This window comes from Chryseobacterium sp. PMSZPI (assembly GCF_002835665.1).
Lineage (GTDB): Bacteria > Bacteroidota > Bacteroidia > Flavobacteriales > Weeksellaceae > Chryseobacterium.
In genome coordinates this window covers 24,348-50,990 of sequence record NZ_PIZV01000004.1, presented here as the reverse complement: position 1 = coordinate 50,990, position 26,643 = coordinate 24,348, and the positions used below count along the sequence as shown (strand labels likewise).

At 34.9% G+C, this 26,643-nt stretch carries 19 protein-coding genes; 6 read left to right on the top strand and 13 right to left on the bottom strand.

The features are described from left to right. The 5 genes from CW752_RS01295 to CW752_RS01275 all read right to left on the bottom strand — a co-directional run bounded on the left by CW752_RS01295 (position 1) and on the right by CW752_RS01275 (position 4,575). Positions 1-456 carry a transcriptional regulator gene (locus tag CW752_RS01295; protein ID WP_101237997.1) on the bottom strand — a complete coding sequence of 152 codons (456 nt, stop codon included), beginning with the start codon at positions 454-456 and terminating at the stop codon, positions 1-3. Positions 457-572: 116 nt separating this feature from the next. Further along, positions 573-1,085: a GNAT family N-acetyltransferase gene (locus CW752_RS01290; RefSeq protein ID WP_101237996.1), complete on the bottom strand. Its 513-nt coding sequence runs from the start codon at positions 1,083-1,085 to the stop codon at positions 573-575. Between the two features lie 210 nt (positions 1,086-1,295). Next, on the bottom strand, positions 1,296-1,523 hold the full coding sequence (locus CW752_RS01285) for a DUF2007 domain-containing protein (protein WP_101237995.1): 228 nt from the start codon (positions 1,521-1,523) through the stop codon (positions 1,296-1,298). 61 nt (positions 1,524-1,584) lie between these two features. Beyond that, complete coding sequence (gene lat, locus CW752_RS01280) at positions 1,585-2,910, bottom strand: L-lysine 6-transaminase (protein ID WP_101237994.1); 1,326 nt, start codon at positions 2,908-2,910, stop codon at positions 1,585-1,587. A 114-nt stretch (positions 2,911-3,024) separates the two neighbouring features. Continuing rightward, a complete protein-coding gene (locus CW752_RS01275; protein WP_101237993.1) occupies positions 3,025-4,575 on the bottom strand; it encodes an aldehyde dehydrogenase family protein in 1,551 nt (516 codons plus the stop codon). Between the two features lie 136 nt (positions 4,576-4,711). Here CW752_RS01275 and CW752_RS16785 point away from each other — a divergent pair, with 136 nt between their 5' ends. After that, positions 4,712-4,861 carry a histidine kinase gene (locus CW752_RS16785; RefSeq protein WP_027375119.1) on the top strand — a complete coding sequence of 50 codons (150 nt, stop codon included), beginning with the start codon at positions 4,712-4,714 and terminating at the stop codon, positions 4,859-4,861. Between the two features lie 68 nt (positions 4,862-4,929). Here CW752_RS16785 and CW752_RS01270 read toward each other — a convergent pair whose 3' ends face one another. From CW752_RS01270 to CW752_RS01235, 8 genes are all read right to left on the bottom strand, one after another. Then, a complete protein-coding gene (locus CW752_RS01270) occupies positions 4,930-5,118 on the bottom strand; it encodes an Arc family DNA binding domain-containing protein (protein ID WP_101238054.1) in 189 nt (62 codons plus the stop codon). Between the two features lie 82 nt (positions 5,119-5,200). Then, positions 5,201-6,067, bottom strand: coding sequence for an SPFH domain-containing protein (locus CW752_RS01265; RefSeq protein WP_101237992.1), 867 nt, complete (start codon positions 6,065-6,067; stop codon positions 5,201-5,203). Between the two features lie 207 nt (positions 6,068-6,274). After that, complete coding sequence (gene ccsA, locus CW752_RS01260) at positions 6,275-9,535, bottom strand: cytochrome c biogenesis protein CcsA (RefSeq protein ID WP_101237991.1); 3,261 nt, start codon at positions 9,533-9,535, stop codon at positions 6,275-6,277. A gap of 355 nt (positions 9,536-9,890) precedes the next feature. Further along, positions 9,891-11,087: a serine hydrolase domain-containing protein gene (locus tag CW752_RS01255; RefSeq protein WP_101237990.1), complete on the bottom strand. Its 1,197-nt coding sequence runs from the start codon at positions 11,085-11,087 to the stop codon at positions 9,891-9,893. Between the two features lie 385 nt (positions 11,088-11,472). Then, complete coding sequence (locus CW752_RS01250) at positions 11,473-11,973, bottom strand: hypothetical protein (RefSeq protein ID WP_101237989.1); 501 nt, start codon at positions 11,971-11,973, stop codon at positions 11,473-11,475. A 30-nt stretch (positions 11,974-12,003) separates the two neighbouring features. Beyond that, positions 12,004-15,060, bottom strand: coding sequence for a hypothetical protein (locus CW752_RS01245; RefSeq protein ID WP_117614357.1), 3,057 nt, complete (start codon positions 15,058-15,060; stop codon positions 12,004-12,006). 684 nt (positions 15,061-15,744) lie between these two features. Further along, on the bottom strand, positions 15,745-16,245 hold the full coding sequence (locus tag CW752_RS01240; RefSeq protein WP_101237987.1) for a hypothetical protein: 501 nt from the start codon (positions 16,243-16,245) through the stop codon (positions 15,745-15,747). Positions 16,246-16,256: 11 nt separating this feature from the next. Beyond that, positions 16,257-17,942 (bottom strand): hypothetical protein, encoded by a 1,686-nt coding sequence (locus CW752_RS01235; RefSeq protein ID WP_101237986.1) that lies wholly within the window; start codon positions 17,940-17,942, stop codon positions 16,257-16,259. A gap of 538 nt (positions 17,943-18,480) precedes the next feature. Between CW752_RS01235 and CW752_RS01230 the strand changes: the two genes are divergently transcribed. From CW752_RS01230 to CW752_RS01210, 5 genes are all read left to right on the top strand, one after another. Continuing rightward, positions 18,481-21,042 carry an FtsK/SpoIIIE family DNA translocase gene (locus tag CW752_RS01230; RefSeq protein WP_101237985.1) on the top strand — a complete coding sequence of 854 codons (2,562 nt, stop codon included), beginning with the start codon at positions 18,481-18,483 and terminating at the stop codon, positions 21,040-21,042. A 65-nt stretch (positions 21,043-21,107) separates the two neighbouring features. Next, a complete protein-coding gene (locus CW752_RS01225) occupies positions 21,108-21,755 on the top strand; it encodes a LolA family protein (RefSeq protein ID WP_101237984.1) in 648 nt (215 codons plus the stop codon). 109 nt (positions 21,756-21,864) lie between these two features. Beyond that, complete coding sequence (locus tag CW752_RS01220) at positions 21,865-23,322, top strand: LptF/LptG family permease (protein WP_101237983.1); 1,458 nt, start codon at positions 21,865-21,867, stop codon at positions 23,320-23,322. Between the two features lie 139 nt (positions 23,323-23,461). After that, on the top strand, positions 23,462-24,247 hold the full coding sequence (locus CW752_RS01215) for a hypothetical protein (protein ID WP_101237982.1): 786 nt from the start codon (positions 23,462-23,464) through the stop codon (positions 24,245-24,247). A 381-nt stretch (positions 24,248-24,628) separates the two neighbouring features. Further along, positions 24,629-26,593 carry a PEP/pyruvate-binding domain-containing protein gene (locus CW752_RS01210; RefSeq protein WP_101237981.1) on the top strand — a complete coding sequence of 655 codons (1,965 nt, stop codon included), beginning with the start codon at positions 24,629-24,631 and terminating at the stop codon, positions 26,591-26,593. Positions 26,594-26,643 lie beyond the last annotated feature (50 nt).

Genomic DNA, 26,643 nt, shown 5'->3' with positions numbered 1-26,643 from the left:
TTATAGTTTATTAAGAGATTCCTGAATATTTTCTATGTTTTTATTTAAGAGTGCTTTGTAGTTTTCTATTCTTTCGTTGTATCCATCGTCGTTACTTTTTTTAAAATTGTTTAAATCATCTAATAGTTTTAGCTCGTCCTTCATCTTTTGGACAATTTTTTCGAATCGAATTTTCTTGTATTTATCATTGATGAAAAAATACCGTTTCCGCTCATCCATCTTGTTATGATCTACGATGAGTTGTGCATTTAATAATAGCGAAAGGCTTGTGGAAACAGAGCTTTTGCTCGCGGAGAGCACTTCAACAAACTCGTCAAAAGTAATTCCTACTTTCTCATAATCGAAAAGAAGATAGGAATAAATTTTTGAAGCTAAAGGAGGTAAGTTGAACACAGTGCCATAGAATTTTACGGCATCCTGGAAAATTTTTTCATCAATTTCTATACTTTGGTGCATAATATAAAAATTTGAACAAAAGTAAAAATTAGTTCAGAACCAAACGAACAAACCTGATAGAGTTTATAAATAAAGGCCGTTCTAAAAATTCAATGAAAGTTGATTTAACTTTTGGCTTAAATAATAATCTTCTCAAAAGCTTTTCTCATTCCGTCTCTTAAAAGTACTTCTCCACAATAAGAATATCCTTTGCTTTCAAGAATTTTTAACATGGCTATATTATCATGGTTGGTATCTACCTTTACACTTTGAATTCCATGAGATTTTGTAAAATCCTCGATATGATCAAATAATTTTTTCACCATCCCCTGCCCGGCAAACTTTTTATCTACAGCAACTCTGTGAACCACTACAAATTCGCCATTGCTCAACCAGGCTCCTTCTATTTTGCTATAGGCAGGCTCATCATTTAAAATTAAAGCCGCATAAACTCCTGTTTCTCCATCTATCGTAAGGACATAACCAAATCCTTTGGCGATATCACTTTCTACGGTTTCAAGATTCGGATATCCGTTTTGCCATTGTGTACTTCCATCCTGTTTTCTTCTTTCAATAGATTGTTGGAGAATTCCCCAAATAACGTCCCTGTCATCGATTTCCGCTTTTCTTAGTTTAATTTCTGAATTCATTGTTTGTTAGATTTTAGATTAAAAAATGGCAAAAGGTTAAAGCCGTAGCAATGGATTTAGAGAAGTTTTCTTCCTATCAAAAACCCTTCGCTATTTAATTCTTTAATCTTTAATTATTTAACGACTATTTGATCAATTAAAAAACCGAAAATTAATATGAATTAATTTTCGGTTTGAAGTAGTAAAATTTAAAATTATGAAATTGTTTTATTAATTTTCATTTTGTTGAAGAAATGCATCAATAATTTCAAATGCTTTCTTTTCATCTTCTAAATCTACCATTACCTTTAACGATGTTGCTGTAGGTGTTGTGGTAAATGTAAGATATCCATTTTCAACTGTATTTGTAATTTGTGCATCATCTAATTTAGACTTAACCAACTGAATCTCTGAAGGGTTATCACTTTCAAAAACCGATACTCTCGTACTTCTTTCCATATTCTAATTGTTTGAGTATCTAAATGTACAATGTTTTTTCGAAAATTACAAATCTTTAGTTTTAAATTTTATTAATATTATTTTCTATTTTGTCTAATGCTAATTGAATTTCTTCTTTAGAAACATTCAGATGTGGTCTGAAGCGTAAAGACTGATCACCACAAGGTAAAATAATCAATCCATCCTTGAAAAGTTCATTCATCAATTGATTTCTTTGTGCTGCAGTTGGCAAGTCGATAGCACACATTAAACCTCTTCCTCTGGCATTGGAAATTTTCTCAGGATATTTTTCTGCAAGGCTTTTCAGATTTTCTAATAAGAAGTCACCGACAACTCTTGCATTCTCAACAAGATTTTCTTTTTCAATAACTTCCATTGTCAATTGGAAACGAAGCATATCAATAAAGTTTCCTCCAAACGTGGAATTAATTCTTGAGCTTTCTCTGAAAACATTATTCGGAATTTGGTCAAACTTTTCTTTATTGGCCAATACTCCACAAACCTGTGCTTTTTTACCGAAAGAAATGATATCCGGTTTTGCCGTAAAGTGTTGGAAAGCCCACATTTTACCTGTAATTCCTATACCGGTTTGAACTTCATCGAAAATAAGTAAGATTTCGTTGTCATCACAGATTCTTCTTAATCCTAATAAGAATTCATCTCTAAAATGATTATCTCCTCCTTCGGCCTGAATTGGCTCAATAATGATACATGCCACCTTATCGGGATGCATCAAAATAGCTTCTTCAATCTGTACTAAAGCCAGGTTTTCATTTTTGATAGTTTCTTCCAGGTTCTCTTCTGTGATTGGGAACGTTAATTTCGGATTTAAAATTCTCGGCCAATTAAACATTGGGAAATATTGGTACTTTCTAGGATCGGAAGTATTCGTTAAACTTAACGTATATCCGCTTCTCCCGTGAAAAGCTTGTTTGAAATGAATACAGATTCCGGCTTCCTGCTGAATTCCTTTTTCAAAATTTTTGCGGGTCTTCCAGTCGAAGCATGCTTTCATTGCATTCTCAACGCCCAGAGTTCCGCCTTCGATAAAGAAAGCATATTGTAATTCTTCAGGAATCACCACTCTTTCGAATACTTCTAAAAAGTGAGCATATTCTTCTGAATAAACATCTGCTAAAGTAGGTTTGTTCACAGCCATTCTTCCCAACCATTCTGATCTTTCTACAAGATATGGGTGGTTGTATCCAACTGATGCTGATGCGAACATAGAAAACATATCCAGATACTCTCTGTCTGTAAGTTTGTCATACAGCCAAGATCCATGGGATTTTTCAATATCCATCACGAAATCGAAACCGTCTGCCAAAACATGTTTTCCTACCGTTTCTTTTACTTTATTTGCTTTTATATCTAGTGTTTGTTCCATAATAAATTGTTGTGTGATTTAATAAGTGAATGATTAAACATCAAGTGAATGACCTTTAATCATTCAGGTTATTAATTTTTATTGTTTTTTTGTGGGTGCGCTTCAATTAAAGCTTTATAAATCAAATTTAATTCCTTGTGCTAAAGGAAGTTGTGCTGTATAATTTATAGTATTTGTTTGTCTTCTCATATAGTATTTCCAAGCATCAGATCCGGATTCTCTTCCTCCTCCGGTTTCTTTTTCTCCTCCAAAAGCTCCTCCGATTTCAGCACCGGAAGTTCCAATGTTTACGTTAGCAATACCACAGTCTGAACCTGCATGAGAAAGAAATAACTCTGCCTCTCTAAGGTTTTGTGTCATAATTGCTGAAGAAAGACCTTGTGGAACATCATTCTGAATAGCAATGGCTTCTTCCAGCGTTTTGTATTTGATTAAATATAAAATCGGTGCAAAAGTTTCATGCTGTACTATTTCGTAAGCGTTTTTCACTTCGGCAACGCAAGGTTTCACATAGCAACCTGATTCGTATTCTTTTCCGCTTAGAACACCACCTTCAACAACGAATTTTCCTCCTTCTTTTTTACATTTTTTAATTGCTTCTTCGTATTGGTTTACTGCGTCAGTATCGATCAATGGGCCTACGTGGTTCTTTTCATCCAATGGATTTCCGATTTTCAACTGTCCATAGGCTTTTGCCAGTCTTGTTTTTACTTCATCATAAACGCTTTCATGGATGATCAATCTTCTTGTAGAAGTACATCTTTGTCCGGCAGTTCCTACAGCGCCGAAAACAGCGCCGATGATAGACATATCGATATCAGCTTCTTTCGTGATGATAATGGCGTTATTTCCTCCTAATTCAAGGATAGATTTACCGAATCTTTCTGCTACTTTAGAAGAAACCATTCTTCCCACTCTTGTAGATCCCGTGAAAGATACCAGAGCAACTCTTTTATCATCCACCAGTTTCTGGCCAATCTCGTGATCTGATACCAATACACTTGAAACTCCTTCAGGAAGATTATTCTCCTTCAAAACCTCCGTCATAATGTTTTGACATGCAATAGCACACAATGGTGTTTTTTCTGAAGGTTTCCAGATGGTAACATTTCCACAAATCCAAGCTAGAGCGGTATTCCATGACCATACGGCTACCGGAAAGTTGAATGCTGTAATAATCCCCACCACACCAAGCGGATGGTATTGCTCATACATTCTGTGACCAGGTCTTTCCGAATGCATTGTATACCCCTGAAGCTGTCTGGAAAGACCTACTGCAAAATCACAGATATCGATCATTTCCTGAACTTCTCCAAGTCCTTCCTGTAATGATTTACCCATTTCATAGGAAACAAGCTTTCCAAGGTCGTCTTTATATTCTCTTAATTTTAGGCCTAATTGTCTTACAATCTCTCCTCTCTTAGGAGCCGGAATCAGCCTGAATTCCTGAAATGCCTTTTGAGCAGTTTCAATTACTTTGTCATAATCACTTTCTCCGGAAGTCTTTACTTTAGCAATCAATTTACCGTCTACAGGAGAGATGCTTTCTATTGTCTTTCCTGAAGCGAAATATTTTCCGCCCACTGAAGTACCTTTATTTTCTTCTTTGATACCTAAATTTTTAAGTGTTTTTTCGATTCCGAAATCCTTTACTTTTTTTGACATAAAATCTTACTTTTCGTTCTCTCTAAAGATAAAAATATTATGCGAACCTCAAAACTTTAATTTTTTAACTTGTTTTTTATTTGGACTAATTATAAACATGCTTATCTTTGTAGGGTAATCTTTTTGATATTCACCAATGGAAAATTCACAAGAAAATAACTCAAAGCTTAAAAAATGGTTCAAACGTGTCGGATGGGCAGGGCTTGCTTTCTTTACCATCAAAGGCTTGGTTTGGCTTGTCATATTTTACTTCGGAGCAGACACTCTTCAGAGTTGTATTAAATAAAAAAGCAGAGAAAAAATTTCTCTGCTTTCTTTTTAAAAGTTAATTGAACGGTTATTGATTGTATCAAATTATTCTTTCTTTTTTCTCCCGGCATTTACTAAGCTTTGATGCAGCAGGTATTCAATTTGTCCATTCACACTCCTGAATTCATCATTGGCCCACTTTTCAACGAGCTTATAGGTAGATTCATCTATCCTTAAGACAAAGGATTTTTTTCCTTTGTTTTCCGAAGTGTTCTGAGCTTTTTCTGATTTCATTATTCTTGTTTTTGAGGCAAGATGCATTGATTATACTCCAGATTTTTTATTTCAATACATCCGGAATGCCTGATCGTTATGATTAATTATACAGTGTTCCTGCATTCAACACTGGTGTTGCTGCTTTTTCACCACAAAGAACCACCATTAAGTTGCTTACCATTGCTGCTTTTCTTTCATCATCAAGCTCAACGATATTTTCTTCAGAAAGTTTTTTCAATGCAAGGTCTACCATTCCTACAGCTCCTTCCACGATCTTAGTTCTCGCCGCTACAATTGCTGTAGCCTGCTGTCTTTGAAGCATTGCTCCGGCAATTTCAGAAGCATAGGCCAAATGAGATATTCTTGCTTCCTGAATGACTATTCCGGCCTTTGAAAGACGGTCTGTAAGTTCCTGTTCCAAAATAGAATTGATTTTATCACCACCTTCTCTCAAAGTAATAGGAGCATGATCATCTTCTAAATTATCATAAGGAAAACTCATTGCTAAATGGCGTACTGCTGCCTCACTCTGCATCTTTACGAAGTCCGAATAACGCTCAACATCAAAAGCAGCCTTGTAAGTATCTCCTACTTTCCATACGATAACCACTGCAATTTCAATGGGGTTCCCCATTTTATCATTTACTTTCAAAGTTTGTCCCTGCAAGTTTTCAGAACGTAGTGACATTTTTTGCGATGAATACAGGGGATTGATAAAAAACAATCCATTATCCTTTACTGTTCCCACATATTTCCCAAAGAAATTCAACACTCTGGAATGATTAGGCTGAATAATCATAAGTCCTTTTAAGAAAAAGCAAGAAAGTAAGAAGGATAGCATGGCAATGATAACATATACCACACTCTGGTCAACTCCGGTAATGAAAAAGTAAACCGAAACGACAAATAAAGCCAGACAAATCACCAAGGTAAGATAGCCTGACATGGGTTTTAATGTTTTTTCCATAATTTAATTTGATATTAATTTGATATCGTAAAGATAGTAATGAATTTTGAATTATGAAACATAAATGATCTGTTATTCATAATTTCCTTAACCCGAGTTAAGGTTATTTTAATTAGAAATCGTTTGTACGTTTCTGATATCCCCTTCAATCCACAAAAAAACCCGAAAAATGAATTCCGGGTTTTTATTATTATATGTTTGAAATTTTTATTTCTTCGTTAAAACTTTAAACTTGAAATATGAAACAGCTGACAGTGTAAGCATTGTTGCCAATCCGATATATACCCAAGCCGGAACCGGAACCGGATCTCCTGCTGCGTATGAGTGAAGTCCGCTTAAGTAGTAATTAACTCCAAAATAAGTCATTACCATTGAACAGAATGCAAACATTGTTGCTACGTGGAATGCCCATCTGCTTCTCAAACCAGGTACTAACCTCATGTGTAATACAAATGCATAAACCATAATTGAGATGAAAGCCCAAGTTTCTTTCGGGTCCCAGCTCCAATATCTACCCCACGATTCGTTGGCCCAGATTCCCCCTAAGAAGTTTCCTACTGTTAGTGCAAACAATCCGATCGTTAATGACATTTCAGAAACGATTACCAATTCTTTCAAAGTGGTATCATGATGAATTTTATACGTCTCTTTATTTGAAATAATATAGAATATCAGAGATAATACGGCAATGATCATCGATAAAGCAAAGAAACCATAACTTGATGTAATAATCGCTACGTGAACAATCAGCCAGTAAGATTTCAATACCGGAACCAGTGGTGTAATCTGCGGGTCAAGTGCTGATCCTCCGTGTGCAAATCCCATCATAATTACCGCTACCATAAATCCTGCAGCAGGAATTAAAGCATTGGCATTTCTATACAAAAGAAGACCTGCCGTGATTCCGACCCATGAAATAAAGATAATCGCTTCATATCCGTTACTCCAAGGCGCGTGACCAGAGATATACCATCTTGCCACAAGACCCAGGAAGTGACATAAATATCCCACAAGACCAAGTACAATAATAACCTTGATTGCTTTATTTAATGTCTTATTTGGCTTGAATAATTCTACAAAACCTAAGATCAAAAGAAGCCCCCCAATGATAGTATAGAAGATCAATAATTTGAAGTTAATATTCACCTTATTCATGAATACTTCAAGGTCTACTTTTGATTTTGCAGGAACAACTGCTTTCCCCCATTTTTGCTGATAGTCTGAAAGCTTTGCCAATTCTGCATCTGCTTTGCTCCAGTTTCCTGTTTTTTGTGCGGTAAGAGCTTCTGCAAAATATGGTCCCATTACCTGCTGGGATTCCATATCCGGTTCAAATTTTTGATCCAGCCAGGAGTGCCATGTATGATTCGCATCATTTTTCACAGGAACAATTCTCATAAACTGTCCGCTGAAAAATTCATTGAAAATTTGTACTCTTTCGTTTACAGCGATTACTTCTTTGTCGTAATTCGTTTGCTCAGCCGGTTTTTTACGAAATGCCGTATTGTAGTCATGCTCTAAAATATAAGTCAGATTTCCGTTGGCATCAGCAGGGAAAAGGTTCATCAATGATGTATACCCGTCTTCATCTGCTTTTGTTTTATTTTTTAGCTCGTCGCCACCTTTAGTCCCAACTTTAATAATCGGAACCATAGTCCAGCTCGGAGTATCAGTGTTGATAGAAAGGAACCATTGATTGGCTGTAAGAGACTTTCCATCTGTTCCTTTAAACTCATCTTTCTTATATAGTTTTCTTAAAATATCTAATGCTTCGGTGTTGATCGGAACAATTCTTCCTTCAAAATTTTGTACCAAAAGATATCCGAATTTGTCTGCATGCTCTTTGCTGATTTTGTTTCTTGCAATGATTTCATCAGGAGAGATTGATCTCATTTTACCCATTGGAGTCGCCAGTGAATTTTGCTTTGGAGCAGCACCGTCTAATGGCTGGGCATGTGTATGGTTTTCACCTTCTACATGAATATGTTCTCTGCTTCCGTCAGTGGTTCCGTGCGTTTCAATCTTCTGAGCGTTTAAACCTAAACTTAAGAACAATAGAAGTACTGTTGCGGCTTTTGTTTTCTTTTTATTGGCATCAATAAGCATTTTATTAAGTTTCCAGAAGTGAGTCCCTTTCCAGAAGAAGATCACAAACATTCCCAGGAATAATAATCCGTATCCGATATAAGAGATCAAAGTCCCCCAATAATCGTGGTTTACGGAAAGTACGGTTCCCATTCTATCCGGGTCAAAGCTTGATTGGAAGAAACGATATCCTTTATGGTTAAGAACGTGGTTCATATAGATTTTATAAGGAGTTTCTTTACCTTCATCGATGATTTTCACATGGCTTTCATAAGCACTTGGAGATGAACTTCCCGGATACGTTTCCATAACGAAGTCATCTAATTTTAATGCAAAAGGTGTATTGTATACTTTAGGTCCGAATCCAACCATAATGTTTAATCCGTCCATCGTAACCTGCTTATAAGCATTTGGGTTTCCTTTTTCAACAGAAAGATCAACAATTTGTTTTGTTTTTGGTCCCTGAAGCTCGATTTGAAGCATATCCGGAACATTCACATCTTTCTTTCTATCTCCTTCAATAGCCATTAGTCTTCCTTTTTTAAGACCTTCGGGAACAACTAATTTTAACTCATTGATGGTATATAAGCTTCTCAATGCCAAAGGCTGAAATTCATCTTTCTTTGTACTTCCGGTAGCTTGTGTTGCCATTGTCATAAAACTAGCATCTACAGGTGTTTTGATAAATAATTGCCCTCCTTCATTTTTAAATTCTACAGCTCCTTCAATCGCTCTGTTGAACGTTACCAAAGTTCCGTTGATAGATTTTGTTTCTCCCGGCTTGATATAAATATTCTGTCTTCCGGTATTTCCTGTAGAAACCAAGTGAAGATATTCAGTACCGTTAGGTTCAGCAACCAAGCTGTCTTTTTTTCTTTGAATATATTCCTTCGCAAAAACTTTTATTTCTTTTCCGTGGAAGTCATATGTTGCTTTAAAATCTTTGTGTAGCGGAGACATCAGATAAGGAACATCCTGATAATTAAGAACATCTCCTTTTTCCTCAACCTGGATCTTAAAGAAATTCTTATCCGTTACAATTTCATTGGAGGTCTCTCCTTCCCTGATGTGCATTGTACCTTCAAAACTGATGTATCTGGTAATGGCACCACCGATAAAAATGAATACAAAGGCAAGGTGAAAAACCAAAACCGGCCACTTGTCTCTTTTCCATAGCCGATATCTTCCGATATTTCCTATGAAGTTGAGAATGAGCAGCACCATGATTAATTCAAACCATTTTGCCTCATAAATTAATGCTTTTGCTGTAGGAGTTCCGTAGTCGTTTTCTAAGAACGTTGCATAGGCCATCGCGAATGCATACACCAGTAACAATACAGCCATTGTCCTGGTTGAGATAAGAATATCTTGGAGCTTCTTCATGATTTAATTATACTTGACTTGCAAAAATAAGGATGATAAACCACAAAGGCGGTAAAAAAAGCTGTTATTTGTCATTTTGGTCCCTGTTTTACTTATTTTGAATCGTTCTTAATAAAATAATAAACAATAGAAAAAAATCAATTTTTAAAACAAAAGAGATTCAGATTCATTATACCTATCTCCGTAATTGAAGCACTCTATTTCGCAATATTCATTTAACACATAAAACAGTCAAAAACAACAAGTTAAAAACATCTGTTTAATTTATAATTTTAAAATAAATAACGGCTTGAATTTTTAACCCTTTGAAAAACCTACTTTTTGGTTGGTTAAATATATACACATCTGTTTTCTCTTACTTTGTAAATTGAGGAACAAAAAACCGATCCCATTCATACACCCGGGCAACACTATTACAAATTTCAAGCATTAATTCCGGGTTATTGCTATTGGTCATAACTACTACTCCATATCCTTTATCCAAACTTCCATATGAAGCACAAGTAAAACCCTCATTACCACCATTATGATTAAAATAGTAAGCACCGTTTTTATACCGATGAAATACGCCTAACGCCACCTTACTTTCGTTATAATTGACCACAGGAGTAAATCTTTCTTTCATATACTTCCGAGATAAGACTTTTTCAGATTTACCTTGCAGTGTCAGTTGACACTCAATCATATATTTAGCCAGATCTTCAGGAGTTGTCCAAAGTCCGGCTGCTGAAAATTCCGGATACAGATGATACTTACCTTTCACTTTCTTTCCGTCACTATAATACCCTGAGGCAATATTCAAAGTATCATTTCTTACAGAATATGTGCTATGGCTCATTTGCAGAGGGTTGAAAACTTCTTTTTTCATAAATTCCTCATATTCTTGTCCACTGGTATCCGTAAGGATAAGCTGAGAAATAACAGTCCCACCCCCTGAATAATCAAAAGCAATTCCCGGCTCTTTTATAGAGCGAACAGCTTTAGAATTTGCGGGAAAAGCTCCGTTTAATACCTGAACAATATCGGGTATTACAACCGTCCTTTCATAGCCACCAAAACCGGAAACACCCAATCCTGCAGAATGACTCAAGAGGTTTCTTGAAGTAATGATTTTATTTTTAGAAATACTGTCGTAAGGAAACTTCCAGCTTTTAAGATAATTATTAATATTTTGATCCAGATCTATTTTTCCTTGCTGTACCAGTTTCATAAATCCTAAACTATTGATCGTTTTACTTATGGAAGCCGCCTGAAACAATGTATTAATATCCGCCTTTCTATTTTCTTCTTCATCGGCGTATCCATATGCTTTTGTCCATTCTATTGCATAGTTATTGATGACTGCGATACTTACCCCTTTTACATGAAGCTCTTTCATTCTTTCAAGAATATTAAAAGCCGGTACTTCTTTACTTCCCGAAATCACTGATGGGCTTAATGAATTTTCTACTTTTCCAATTTTATGTTTAACCTCATCACTCAGTTCCTGAGCAGACAACAAACCAAAAAAGGCGATAAAGCAGAATGTTGAAACAATTTGTAGAACTTTCATTATCAATAAATTAATTAAATTATTTCCATGCACAATTTAATCATTTCATCAATTCATAAATAAAAAATTCTATAAATATTACAAAGCAATTGATAGAAATTATTTTTCTAAAGAAATCTTTTTCCTGATTTTACTTAATACTGGAGTCTTTTCCATTTTTCTTTTTTGTTGTGCGTTAATAGATACTAGCGAAATCAAGCTGAGACATAAAATCAACATATTTCTGAATGTATTTTCCATTGATAAAATTGTTTAGGCTAAAATTGCAGAACTCCTACTTTCTGACCTTTGAACTAGTTCAAAAAACAACATCAATAAAAAAAGCCGGAAGAACATTCTCCCGGCTCGAATAGTCAATCAAACCAATAATTAAACTATTAATAAACTATTTCCAATAGCTCCATTTCAATCCATCAAAAACCGCCATACTTTTACTGACCGTATCATAGCATATCATCCCGGGATATGGACTCTTTACATTAGTATGAGGCGCGGCTATCTTAGGAAGAATAAGCGCTTTATTTGACGATTCTAATACCAAAACTCCCGGAGCAGTTGTTGTATTTGCTCCCATAATGATCCTGTTTTGTCCCGGAATTTCTTCCCCGGTATTGAACACGGCATTTGTAATTGACCCTTGGTCACTCAACAAAACCCATGAAGACTCAACATTCATTTTTAAAGTTTTATCATTTTTATCCATTAAAAGAGTTCCTCCAACGGCATCTGTAGGAAGTGTTTCCACAATAGGCAACAGAATACCTTTTGTTGTATTGGCAGGAAAGTCCAAAAGACCATCTCCATCTACCTGAGCTTTTTCAACAGCAATCTGTGCCGATACTACTCCCGTATAAAACAATGTTATTATTACAATAATTTTTTTCATTTCGTTTTTTTAAAATCATTATCGAAAATCCTAATCATTACAAGATCTCGTAATACATTTCCATACTGTCCCGTTGTACAGTTTAAAGCACTTGTCTGTAGTATCGTAGATCAGCATTCCTTCAATTGGTTTAGCAATACTTCCTGAAGTTGTTCTTGTAATCACCATCCCTTTGTTTTTTGACTCAATAGCAATAAAACCGTTAGGAATATTTCCCGGCCAACCATTTTGGATACCGGAATATCCTGTAATACCTACTTTTGTAAATCCATCAGGAGTTCCGGTTAAAGGGTCTTTAGTACAATACTCACACAGAGCAATATCAATAATATTTGACGTAATTGCACCTCCGTTACCACAAGGACTATTAGGAGCCAATTCCACTTTGAAGAAGTTAAATAAGCTTGTATTATTACTATTGGTGTAAGAATCATTAATATTCACTACCATTTCCACATAGCTGGTTCCTGTCGGAATTTTCAAGTCTTTTAAATGTAAAATCGTTCCTCCTATAGGATCTACTACCGGAGTTCCCGTTAGCCCACCATTAAGAGTATAGCTCTGCACACTTTGCCCATATTGTAAGTCTTCTTCCAGAACAGCTCCATTTACATCTGCGCCGGAATTATTTTCAATCATCAGTTTATAAGTAATCTGCTGGCCATTCTTACTACATGCAGTGCTTGTTGTTTTGGTTAATTTAAATTTTGATGTATCTACATTTGCTCCCTCCAATACCTGAAGCGGTGATGTCTGGAAGCCGGGAGTTGCAGGATCACCATCGCTATTATAAGTATTTCCGTTCACCGTAAAAGACCCTTGAGTCTGATACGTTGTGCTTACGTTAGCTGTGGGTTTTACGTTGATATAAATTGTATGATCTCCCGGAGGAATAACAAGATTATTCAATGAGAATAAAGTTCCTCCATAAGTCGGCTGAGGAGAATTGGCAGGCAATTCTACATCATTATATGAATTGGGAACATAAGCTAGTCCTGCAGGGAGTGTATTATTAATATTAATTGTTTTGGAAACTGCATTGTTATTAATAATTCTCATCATCATAGTAGTTTCGTTACACGCAAAAATAGGATTAGTTGTAAATGACTGATACATATACATATTATCCGGATTCGGGTCTGGGTTGGCTGCACATTCAAAAGTCATCTGTCCCCAAGCTAGAGAACGAAGAGTTTTCAATGTGTTGACTCTTTCCACCCTACATTCTATTTCTATTCTCTGCACCGGACGATCAAAGACAATATTAGCAGTAGAATATAAATAGGTAAATCCTCTGAAAGGTCTTGTTCCGTGTAAGGTATTGTCCGGATCTATCCTGAAGGTCGTGTTATTATTAACAGGATAGCCATAAGTTACTTTTGGCTGTACCACTACTCCGTCACAATATCCTTTAACGGTAAAAAAGTTGGCATTATTCAGATATTTATTAATATTAGAAATCTGGAATCTTGCTTTAACCGCTTGATTCAATTCTACAGAGTGCTTCACAACGACATTGGTATTATCATATCTACGGGTAAGCATCCATGTTCCTCCAATCCAACTTGGATAGGCTCTGGGAGCATATTCTACACTAGGATCTGCGGAATAGTCTGATTTCATTTTAACGATTCTAAGTTCACCTTGCGACGTTGTTCCCAGTAGAATGTTGGAAATCTCGTTATTATCACGAGCAACCTGTCCTCCATTGGCCCAGGCTCTTCCTGTATCAAACTGAAATACCTTTCCTCCTGTACATTGTTGGCAGGTACCTTGTGCAATCTCTCCGGCAAATGTAATGTACTTATTAGCAGGAAAATTATAATTAAAAGTAACTTTACCATTAACAATAACTCCGGGAACTTTTACCAGATTGGTGGTAAAATTAGGATCATCCGCCACCATCATAAATATATTACTATTGATTGCATATGATGAAAGATCGGCCTGAAGCCATGTAGTACCGGTATCATTTACTTTTTCAACCTGCCATACCCTTTGGATCCTTTTTTTATCACCCTTGGGGTTTAATGCAGAAGGAACATCTAACAAACTTGTAGAGGTATTATCATTATCTCCAAATAAAAGGAAAGTTCTATTTTGTACAAAAGATGTTCTGCTTCCATTCGCATTGGCAGAAGTGAAATCATTATTGTTAGCAACAGTAAGTATGGTTCCGCTGTTAATACTATTGGATACCCTCTGATCCAACGCTGAACCGTCATCGTTTGCTAAACCAAAAATATTATTATTAAAACTACTATTTCTTGCAGAATTCCATGCTACAGTAGTACCATCAGAAGCTATATAGTTTTGAGGCTGGGATAATGTAATTCCATATTTAATAGCTAAATAAGAACGAACTCTAACTTTTTCTGCTGCAGTGAGTTCTCTCTGATAAGCAACAATTTCACCCATATCAGCAGCTGCAATTTCCGGTTGCGAGCCTAATATCGCTCCTCTGGCAGTATTACTCGTAAAACTCGCACTAGCCATTTGTGTTCTTCCATCCAATCCGGCAGAAATGGAAGTTGTAGTTCCTGCAAAAGGGTAAGAAAAATCTACCATATGCAGTTTATTCAATGTTCTGGCCAGAGTAAAATTTCCTCCGGCTACCGGATAGAGTTGCACAGCCGTATTACTATTGGTATTATTGGTTGCTACAGGGATGTTAGCATTAACTAATGCTGCTCCTGTTGTAGTTCCTCCAAATCCCAGGTAATCCTGATATCCTGAAAGATCCTTAGCACTTATCATCAGGAACATTGTATTTCCTATATTATTAGCTATGTATGGTCCATTGGTCGGAACCACCATAAATTTTGCCTGTGCCGGCATATTTACAGGGCCAAAATCAACGCTTGGATTAAAATTATTTTTGGGAGATGCAGCAATTAAGGAAGGCATCCTTGTCGCATTCAATTGTGTAAAAGTATTCCCTGATCCTGATCGGTCTGTCCACGAGCTTGGGGAAAATCCATCATTGGCTTTGAGCCAGATCCTCAATTCTGAGTTTACACCACCAGGTGACTGACCCCAGAGTATACAGCTCAGCATGAATGGAATCGAAAATAATAGCTTTTTCATATGTTGTTTTTAGATAGCTCTTTAATGGTTTTTACATGATATGTATAGATAGGTATTCAGACATCATGAATTTTATTATTCATGATGAAATAAAAGTCATTTCAAATCGATCAATAGCCACAGCTTACTGATTATCCGTACTCATTCTCAATTTTCAACTATAATATAGGCATACCTCATATGATGGTAAAAACCATACTGGCATATTGGCACAGAAGTGCGAAGAATCCTTGTGTTTTTTCTCATTTGTTGTGTTTGTGTTAATTATTACTTTATTTTACTAATCCTCAATTGAATTTAAAACGCAATAAAGCAATACAATAAACATTAATATATTCTGCAAATATAAGTCTTGTATTTTGATAAAACAATAGTAATTTATTAAAAAACATAAATAATAATCATTTTATAACCAAAACAATTATAAATTCATCAAACAAAATAAAAAACAATTTTAACATAAATTAATCTTATTTTATTTATTCTCCATTTTTTTAAATTCAAAAACATTTAATTTAAATTTAATTAGACTTAAATGTTATTTTTTTTCACCCAAAAAATTTGAATAACAATTGATAAAATCGCACAGGTTGGTATTAATCACAATAAGAAAGCATTTTCTTCTCATTAAAAAATGCCGAAAAATATTTTTCCCGGCATTTTTTGTTTATTTAAATATTATTTTTATTTCCAATAGCTCCACTTCAATCCATCAAATACTGCCATAGTTTTACTTGCAGTATCATAACATATCATTCCAGGGTATGGATTTTTAACATTAAGATGAGGAGAGGTTATTTTAGGAAGTATAAGTGCTTTATTGGAAGACTCCAATACCAAAACTCCCGGAGCATTTGAAGCAGTAGCTCCCATAATGATTCTGTTTTGTCCCGGAATTTCTCCATTTGTATTAAAAGTAACAGCAGAAACAGATCCTGGATCACTTAACGGAATCCAAGCCGATTCTACGTTCATTTTCAAAATTTGATCATTCTTATCCATTAAAAGCGTCCCACTGGCAGCATTGGTGGGAAGAGTTTCCACAATAGGTAACAATATACCTTTGGTTGTATTGGAAGGAAAGTCTAAAAGACCATCCCCTTCAACCTGTGTCTTTTCAACACCAATTTGTGCATAGATTATTCCTGCAGAAAACAATGTTAGGGTGGCAATTATTTTTTTCATTTTTTCATTTTTTAATTATTACAAGACCTTACGATGCAATTCCAACTTGTGCCATTGTAAAGCTTAAAACATTTATCTGCTGTGTCATAAATTAACATTCCTTCAACCGGTAATGCAATGTTATTTGAAGTTGTTCTGGTAATAACCATTCCTTTATTCTTTGACTCAAGCGCCATAAACCCATTAGGAATATTTCCGGGCCAGCCATTTTGCACATTGGTGTAGCCAGTGATCCCTAATTTTGTATAACCGTCCGGAGTCCCTGTTGCAGGATTTTGGGTACAGTAAGTTTGAAGGTTAATACCAACTGTGAAATATTTATTACCGGGAAACGCATAGTTAAATACTGCTTTTCCTCCTGTAACACTGGTGGCAGGAATCATTTGTACATTTTGTGAAAATCCACTATCATCAGAAACTATCATATATACTTTATCTGTAGCAACAATACCACTATAACCTGAAAGATCAATCTGAAGCCACGTAGAAGCAGTATTATTTATTCTTTGGGCTAACCATGCTCTTTGAATCGTTTTTCCCGCCACAGAAAAATTAGTAAGGGTTGATGACTGATTGTTATTATCACCTATCGTCAGGAAAGTATTATTCTGAGGAAAACCAAGTCTGCTTGGATCAGCATTAGGTAAAACAAAATTATTTGTAGTAGATACCGTAAGAATGATATTGTTTTCAGCATTAATACTATTAGATACGACTTGATTTAAAACTGAGCTATCATCTTTTGCTAAACCAAAAATATTATTATTGAAATTGGTATTGAGTGTAGAATCCCATGTCGTAGTCAGGTTAGAAGAAATATAATTCTGGGGCTGTTGTAAAGTAACTCCATACTTAATAGCAAGATAGGAATTGACCCTCTGTCTCTCTTCGGGAGTTTGCGTTCCCGAATATAAAATAAATTCTCCAATCTTGTCTCCTGCTAATGATGTACTTCCATTACCACCGTCATTATCCATTAAAAGAACCATTCCCGGATAATTGCTTGTAGAAGAAACATTATTCGATGGTTGTCCAAATGCCAACCCATTATTATCAAAAAAATAATGGGTATTGCCTCCTGAAATATTATTGTAATAAGACTGAATACTCGGAATATTACTTCCAACAGTATTGATGGTATTTGTACCAAAAAACACATCCCCGGATTCTTTTTCATTATAAAACTCGGGACGGTTGTTTTGTGTTCCAAAAAATGGGGATTGCCATATGCCCGCTATTGCCCCTGTATTAGAATTTCTTGTTGTCCCATTCATCACAAATACAGTTCTGTAGACAGAAGAAACATTCCTTGAAAGGTGGGTATACGAAGTAAGTGCGTTGGTTGTATTGTCGGGAAAACCCGAAGGGAACTTATATCCTGATCTATACCCATTCGTACTTACAATTTGAATAGCCGGATTAAAGTTAAAGCTTGGAATAGCCATTGCTGCCCTGTAAACTGGTCTTGCCCCAACGCCCGGATCGGCATAATAGCCTGGCATCCCTTGATTGGCAATTCCATTTACTCCTCCCGTTTTTTGGTTCTCCCAAATAGAAACCTGTGTATTGTCTGTTGTCGTACCTGTACCTGCATCCGCCTTTACCCATATTTGTAAATTACCGGAAACCCCACCGGGAGATTGCGCCCATAGTGCATAATTGCTCAACAGAAATACAAAAAATAACTGCTTTTTCATTGATGTATTTTATTAAGTTCGTGTCTGTTTCAAATCAGTATATCCTATTATTAAGGATGAACCGGTTGCAAAGAATAATGTGGTGGAATATGGAAACTATTTATCTCTTAATGTAGACAAATATATGTTATATTTTTTCAACAAAAGATGAAATACCATCTTAAAACAATTGATAAAATCCATGATTTAATTAAAAATAGCCACAATTTGACAACAAAATATAAATTATCATTTATAAATTTAATTATTGTAATTTTTGTTATTAATTATTTTCTTTATAAAATATTTTAATAAGAATTTTCTCTTCTATTAAAACCTGCTTTGTGAAAAAATAAAAATCAATTAATATAATTTAACAGGTCTGAATTTGGTTAAACAAAAAAAATAACCTTACTTTATTTCAACCAATAGGATAACGAAAAATATTTTTTAATCAATTTTAAATAATCGTAGTAAAAAGCGGGAATTACAAAATGTTTTTTGAAGAAAAAAGATTCTTTTAGTATTGAAAAAACATTAAATTTGCCACATTGATATTATGGATAAAAAGACACAAAAAAAACAGACTGAATCGCCTGAAAAAGGCAGAATTTTATCAAAGCCACGTATCTTTTTCGGGCTTACCTTTATACTTTTTTCTGCTGTTCTTACCTTCTCATTCATTTCATACTTAATGAATTGGAAAGCAGATCAAAGCCAGGCAGGAACAATGCTTGATAAAAGTATAAAATCTTCTAATATTTTTGGAAAAGCCGGTGACTGGCTGGGGAATATTTTTATATTTGAAAGTATTGGTATCGCCTCTTTCATCATTGCTTTTTTATTCCTTGTCGTAGGAACCCTGATTCTTAAAAAGAAAATATTCAAACCTTGGAAAACAATTGGTCATTCTTTGTTTTTTATTTGCTGGCTTCCTATTTTCATGGGTGCCCTTACAAAAGGACAAGGTGTTTTAGGAGGGGTGTATGGATATCAAATCATGGATTATCTTAATGCTATTATCGGAAGTGTGGGTCTATGGACTGTTCTTGCAGCTAGTATTATTCTATATTTCGTTTTAGAATTCAATCTTCGTCCAAGCTCTATCAAAGCAAAACTTAATAAGATTAATGAAAATACCATTGGAAAAGTAAAATCTATGATGCCGGATTCTGATCAGGAATTTGAGGCCGATGAAGAATTGGAAGAAGAAGTTGAAAAAACAGCTCCTAATGTTACAGTAACTGATGATACTGATAATCGTTCTAATCAAAAAGTAAAAACACCTGAATCTGTAAATATTCCGAAAGGTTTTCCTGAAGTTCAGCCTGTTACCAATATCGAAACCATTACAACTCCTAATCATACTTCTTTTGAAGGAGAGCCCAAAGAGGTTGCTCAACCGGTTAGTTTACATCTTAACACTAAGCCTGGTATCCCTGTTTCTACTCCGGAAGAAGCTTTTGACATCAGACCTTCAACTCCTCCTTCTTCCGTTCCTGCTCCATCTCCTGCACAGGAAAACATTAAATTCAACGTAGAAGTAGCACCTGTAATAGATGTTTTAGATGATTCTGACAGAAAATCACAGGAATTGATAGAAAAACATGGTTTATATGATCACAAATTAGACCTTGCCAATTTCCAAATGCCAACCGTTGACTTATTAAAAGATTATGGTAGCGAAGAAATCTCCATCAATAAAGAAGAATTGGAGGAAAATAAAAATAAGATTGTTGGACTTTTAAAGAACTTCAATGTAGGAATTGCAGAAATCAAGGCAACGATAGGACCTACTGTTACATTATATGAAATTGTTCCGGAAGCGGGAATCAGAGTTGCAGCCATTAAAAAATTACAAGATGACATTGCGCTGAATCTTTCCGCACTAGGAATTAGAATCATTGCACCAATGCCCGGAAAAGGAACAATCGGTATTGAGGTTCCAAGAAAAAATCCAACCATGGTTTCTATGCGTTCTGTAATTGCTTCTCATAAATTTCAAAATACGGATATGGATCTGCCGGTAGTTTTCGGAAAAACGATTTCCAACGAAATATTCATGGCCGATCTTGCAAAAATGCCTCACTTATTGATGGCAGGAGCAACAGGACAAGGTAAATCCGTAGGGATCAATGCAATCCTTACTTCCCTTCTTTATAAAAAGCATCCAAGTGAATTGAAATTCGTTATGGTAGATCCTAAAAAAGTAGAACTTTCTTTATATTCTAAAATCGAAAGACACTATTTGGCCAAACTACCGGATGCGGATGAAGCGATCATTACAGATACTAACAAAGTAATCAATACCCTGAATTCATTGTGTATTGAGATGGATACCCGATATGATCTTCTTAAAAATGCTTTCTGTAAAAACTTAAAAGAGTATAATAAAAAATTTGCTGAAAGAAAATTAAATCCTGAGAACGGACACCGTTTCCTACCTTATATCGTTTTGGTAGTAGACGAATTTGCCGACCTGATCATGACTGCCGGTAAAGAAGTCGAACTTCCAATTGCCAGATTAGCTCAGCTTGCAAGAGCCGTAGGAATTCACCTTATCGTTGCAACGCAAAGACCATCCGTAAATGTAATTACAGGTATGATTAAAGCCAACTTCCCTGCAAGAGCTGCTTTCAGAGTAATTTCAAGTGTAGATTCAAGAACAATCCTTGATTCTCCGGGAGCAGATCAGTTGATCGGTAAAGGGGATATGCTTTACTTTAACGGTAATGAAATTTTAAGACTTCAATGTGCTTTCGTAGACACTCCTGAGGTAGAAAGAATTGCAGAATATATCGGTGAACAAAAAGGATATGCATCAGCATTCTTACTTCCGGAATATGTTTCTGAAGACTCTACAAGTTCAGTAGGAACTTTTGATCCTAATGAAAAAGATGCATTATTTGAAGAAGCAGCAAGAATTATTGTCTCTACTCAACAAGGCTCCACGTCAATGCTTCAAAGACAATTGAAACTAGGATACAACAGAGCCGGAAGAATTATGGACCAACTGGAAGCAAGTGGTATTGTAGGAGGATTCAATGGAGCAAAAGCCAGAGAAGTGCTCATCAGTGATCTTCATTCTTTGGAACAGTTTTTGGAAGATTTGCGTAGTTAAAAGGAAAACTCGAGGTTTTTAACCTTTACAGTTTGAAAATGTCTAAAGATTATTAAATAAAAAAAATGAAAAATATTATTTCAAAAGTTATATTAGGAAGTTTTGTTGTAGGTGCAGTAGGTATGGCGAATGCCCAAAAAATTGACGCAAAAGCTAAAAAGATATTGGATGATATTACAACCAACTACAATTCTAAAAAGAATTCTTACTTCAAATTTTCTTTTGGAAGTGGCCTTAATGACCAGGTTACCAAGACCGAACCGGGAATTTATTACGTAGCCGGAGACAAATATAAACTGAAGATCATGGATACTGAACAGATCTTCGATGGAAATAAAATCTATAACATCAATGCTGATGATATGGAAGTAACCGTTGCAAAACCTAACGGAAACAGTGCTATGTTCTCCCCTATCAATTATCTTACCTCTTATAGAAATGATTATAATGTAACTTATAATGGTAAAAAAATGGTGAATGGCGTTAATGCAGACTTTATTAAACTTACTCCTGTAAAAGCCAACGGGATAAAATTTGTTTATCTGTTTGTAGACTCTGCAAAAAAACAAATGGTAAAACTGGAACAACACGGAAACAACAAAGATGTTGCAGTAATCGCTATTAAAGAATATAAAGAGAACCAGGATTTAGATCCTAATATGTTTGTTTTCGACAAAAATAAGTTTAAAAACTACGTGATTACAGAACTTTAGGACGTGAAAGTAATTTGCAAATCAGAAAATTTGCATTTTAAAGTTAAAAAAATAACAAAATATAAAAGCCGCAAGTAAAACTTTGTGGCTTTTTGATTAATTTTGGCGCATGTTAAAAATACTAGACCGATATATCATAAAAACCTTCTTTGGACCGTTTTTCTTTATATTCAGCGTATTGTTTTTCATTTTTATTGTAAACATTATCTGGGTTCAATTGGGGCAGTTTATGGGAAAGGGATTAAGCTACTGGCAGATCATTAAACTTCTTTTCTATCTTGGGATAAGCGTAATCAGTATGGTATTACCACTCACCATTCTTTTGGCAAGTATTATGTCTTTTGGAGAATTTGGAGAGCGATATGAACTTGCTGCCATGAAAGCGGCAGGAATTTCTTTAACGAGGGTAATGACACCTTTACTGGGAGTTGCAACAATACTGGCAATCCTACTCTTTTTCTTTTCCAACAATATCATTCCTGATTTTCAGAAGAAGGCGAAAAATATGCTTTTCAATATTGCGCAGACAAAGCCTGCCCTGAACTTTACGGCTGGACAATTTATTGATCAGATTCCTAGTTATCTGGTAAAGTTTGATAAAATCTATGGAGAGAATGCAGAAAACCTTGAAGGAGTTTTTGTTCATAAAAAAGCAAGCACCTATGAAAACCAGCAGTCGATTGTTGCAGAGAAAGGAAAATTTGTTCCTGCAGCCAATAGTCATTTCTTAAAGCTTGAATTATATAATGGCTACATCTTTGAAGACAATTTCGCAGGAAAAGGAGAAAATGTAAGATTAAAACAACCTGATCAGGCCATTAAATTTGATACATTGGTTTCTCACTTTGATGTCAGTGAAATCATTGATAAAGCCATTGAAGAAGAAAAAATCACTGACGATTACCGTTTTCAGACCTATAACCAACTTAATCAAACAATTGCCAAAAGCAAAAAAGAAAACCTGCAGTTCTTCAATAATGTAGGAACAGATATTCTGAGCCAGACTAATTCCGTTGTTGAATATATGGATAAAGGGAATAAGCACAAAGCTACTCCCAAATCTCAAATAAAACTGGATACCATAAAAGGAGATAAAAAACTGGAAATTATTTACAGTTCTTATAATAGATTAGAAAACCTGAAAACGTCAATAGAGACAAAAAAGAATGAATTCAGTACCAATGTTAAATACTTCAGTAAAGTAGTTATTTATCAACAAAGAATTGTTTCTTATTCGGTAACCTGTATTATCTTCTTTCTGATTGGTGCCAGTTTAGGTTCTATCATCAGAAAAGGAGGAATGGGACTTCCTGTGATCATAGCCATCATTATTTTCATTATTTTCTATGTGATGAACGTAGGTGTGGAAAATATGTCATGGAGCGGAAAAATGAATCCTTATTTAGCTGCGTGGCTACCTAATTTTATTCTTTTTCCTTTTGGAGTATGGATGACCTTTAAAGCCCTTACGGATTCACAATTATTTGACGCAGAGAAATACAAAGCTTTATTTAAACCTATTACAAAATTATTTGTTAAGAGCAAGGAACATAAGAGATATCAATAATATTGATTTTCAAAATAATATTCATTTAAATTAAAGATTCAGAACTCTCTGAATCTTTTTTTTATTAATTCATATTCAAATTTCCATCGAATATTATTTAAATAAAAAAATTATATTTGCGAACATTTAAACGATAACCATGAAGAAATTATTACTTATTGGCCTGTTCGGACTTGTTTCCATGAATATGCATGCTCAGGAGCAAACAGAAACTTATAACGGCCAAAAATACGGATACATTATTGATAAAGCCGGAAAGAAGATCGAAGGTGTTGTATCTCTACACGGAAGTTATTTAAGTCCTTGGCAAAACCAGCTCAAAGTACAATTTGCTGCTATCGCTGATATTGATAAGGCAAAAAATAAAATTAAATTTAAAACTTACGATCCGGACGATATCAAAGAATATATGTTGTATGAAGGTGATACTCCTAGAGTATTTCAGTCTGTAAAATATTCAAATATGAGAGAAGCTTTAAACAGCTCCGAAAGTTCAACAGGATTAGGCGCAGGATTCAAAGCTCTAAATAACCTGTCGAGAACCTCGCAATTTGCAGAACTGGTAACAGAAGGCAAAATTACGGTTTATAAAATTTATGGCTATCCAACATCCGTTACAGCCAATACCGCCAATGGTATCTCTCAATCGGAATCAAGGAGATTAAGTGAAAATCCTAATTATATTTACTCGAAAAAAGGTGGGAAAATAGAAGAACTCACACCTGCCAAAGCCAAGATTATTATTGCCGACTGTCCTTATACCAAAGCCAAAATAACAAAAGGAGAATATGGTTCTTTAAAGAATGAAGAGAAAAAAAGAACAGGACTTGGAAAATTCATCAGGGATGAAATCAGCAATTCAATGACCGATAAACTTTCATTGATCAACGAGGTTATTTATGATTACAATGAAAATTGTAAATAATATAAACTAAAGCAGAAAGAGGCTGTCTAAAAAGTGTCATTCTGAACATAAACTGAAAGTTTACGAACGTAGTTCAGAAATGGAGTGAAGAATATCAAATAACTGATCATCAATGAGATTCTTTTGAACTGCGTTTGCAGACCTTCAGTCTGTGTCAGAAATCGAAGATTCGACGTAGTCAATGACAATGTCCAAAATTATTTGACTTTTTAGACAGTCTGCTTTTTTTATTTTCAAAAGATTGAATGTTAATTTATGCTGACACCCCTACTCCATAAGTATAAATTATACTATCTTTTGATTTAATACAAAAATTCTCTTATTGGTGATTAATTTTCTATATTTGATTTAGAATTATTAAAATAATTATCCACAACAAATATGGCAATTGATTTATATAAGGCAGCAACAAAATCTTTAGTAGGAAATAAAGCATTTAATTTAATGAGAGTCGCTAAGGCGGGAATCGCTGTTCCACCAGGATTTGTCGTTAATAGTGCTGAAAATCTTTCAGATAAAGAACTTATAAAATTGTATGATAAATTTATATCTCATGGAAAAGTTTCAGTTAGGTCAAGCTCCGATAAAGAAGATGGAGAAAAGAAATCAGCAGCAGGTATTTATAAAACATTACTAGATGTTTCTTCTGATGAAATAGGGATATCGCTTCAAGCAGTAAGAGAATATTCTAAAAAAAGTAAAAATATTCCCGTGATTGTACAAAAGCAGATTGATTCAAAGATGTCTGGAGTGGCTTTTTCAATAAATCCAGTTAATGGAGACAATGATATTTACATTGAATACAACAAAGGACGATGCGAGAATATAGTGTCTGGAAGCATCATCCCCAAAACGGTTTCCTTAAAAAAGAAATCTTATGAAGATAATGGAGACATCCCATTAACATTATATGAATACATAATTCGTCTTGAGATGATTTTTAAAGAGGCAGTAGATATTGAATGGTGTATAGACCATGACGAAAAAGTATGGATATTACAGTGTAGAGCTATAACTGTGATCCCATCTGATTCTTTTCGATATGCATGGTCAACACACGAACCACTTTGGGCAATGGAGCAGGCTTTTAAAACAAGATGTGAAGATGAGGAAAATGAGAGTAGTGAACTTTATCTTCATAGGGAAATTATTTATAGCAGAGGTTTAAATGGAGTGTTTGATTGCTACATTGGGTTGAATGACCACATTTCAGCACTAAAATATTCAATGAAAGTACTTTCTAAACAATATGATTACATTGATCCCATTGAATGTATTGAACGTCCAAAATCATTTTCAAAAGATACTGCTGTTGATTACTTCAGAATGCTATCATCACATTACTGCAAATATATCCGATATTATATGCGTTCAGAACCTATTGTAACCGACATCATTGAAAGAAAGTTATTATTAAGGAGGTCTCATAATGAAATTGCAGGGCTGTTATCAGCTGGTAACGATGACTTAATGTTTCGTGAACAAGAAGACTTTTCATCTTTAAATGACAGTAGCGATTGCAGTATACTTAACCACATCAATAAATACCCTTACCTTGCTATTAACTACAAAACTAAAAAAGAAATGATAGAAGGAGTGAGAGGACAGTATAAAATAAAAGATAAGGATAAAGACAAGGAGGATAATTTTCAATTGACCCAGGATAGTGATTTAATTTTTTTAAAAAAATTATCAATTGAAAGAATGAATGTAAAGAAAGGTTGGGCTGGGGTTTATTTTTACATGTTGGAACTAATGGAGTGGATTTATGAAAACTACAATGTATCTCAGAGTGATTTATATCAGTATTATCTTACTGATGACATCGTGGCCCTAATCAAAAACAATATTAAGCTATCACAGACAGAGAAAAATAAAAGGAGCCTCGGTGTGTTAATGAAAAGAAAGAAGAATAAACAAATGACACCGCACATTTACTTTGGTAAATCCTTTGAGAATAACTATTCACCCACACCATTATCAAACAGCATCCTTGTTGGAATACCATCTCTAAACAGAAATGTACATGGAATTGTGAAGGTAATTGATTATAAATCAATAGTGGAACCTCATGATTACATTGATAAAATAATTGTCACGGAAATGACGCAACCTAATATGGTAGCCCTATTCAGAAAATGCAAAGGGATCATTACAGATGAAGGAGGGATATTGTCACATGCTTGTATACTATCAAGAGAATATGGTATTCCTTGTATTGTTGGAACATCAAATTCAACTAAAATCCTCCAAGATGGGGATGAAATTATCATGTGGGCGGATGGCCATATTTCTTATGAACAGACTCCAGAATTCATAGAATCAGCGCAACGATTGAAAAAATAGGTAGTGCTTGTAAGCCCCCCTATCCTGAATATCAATCGTCAGCCGATGGG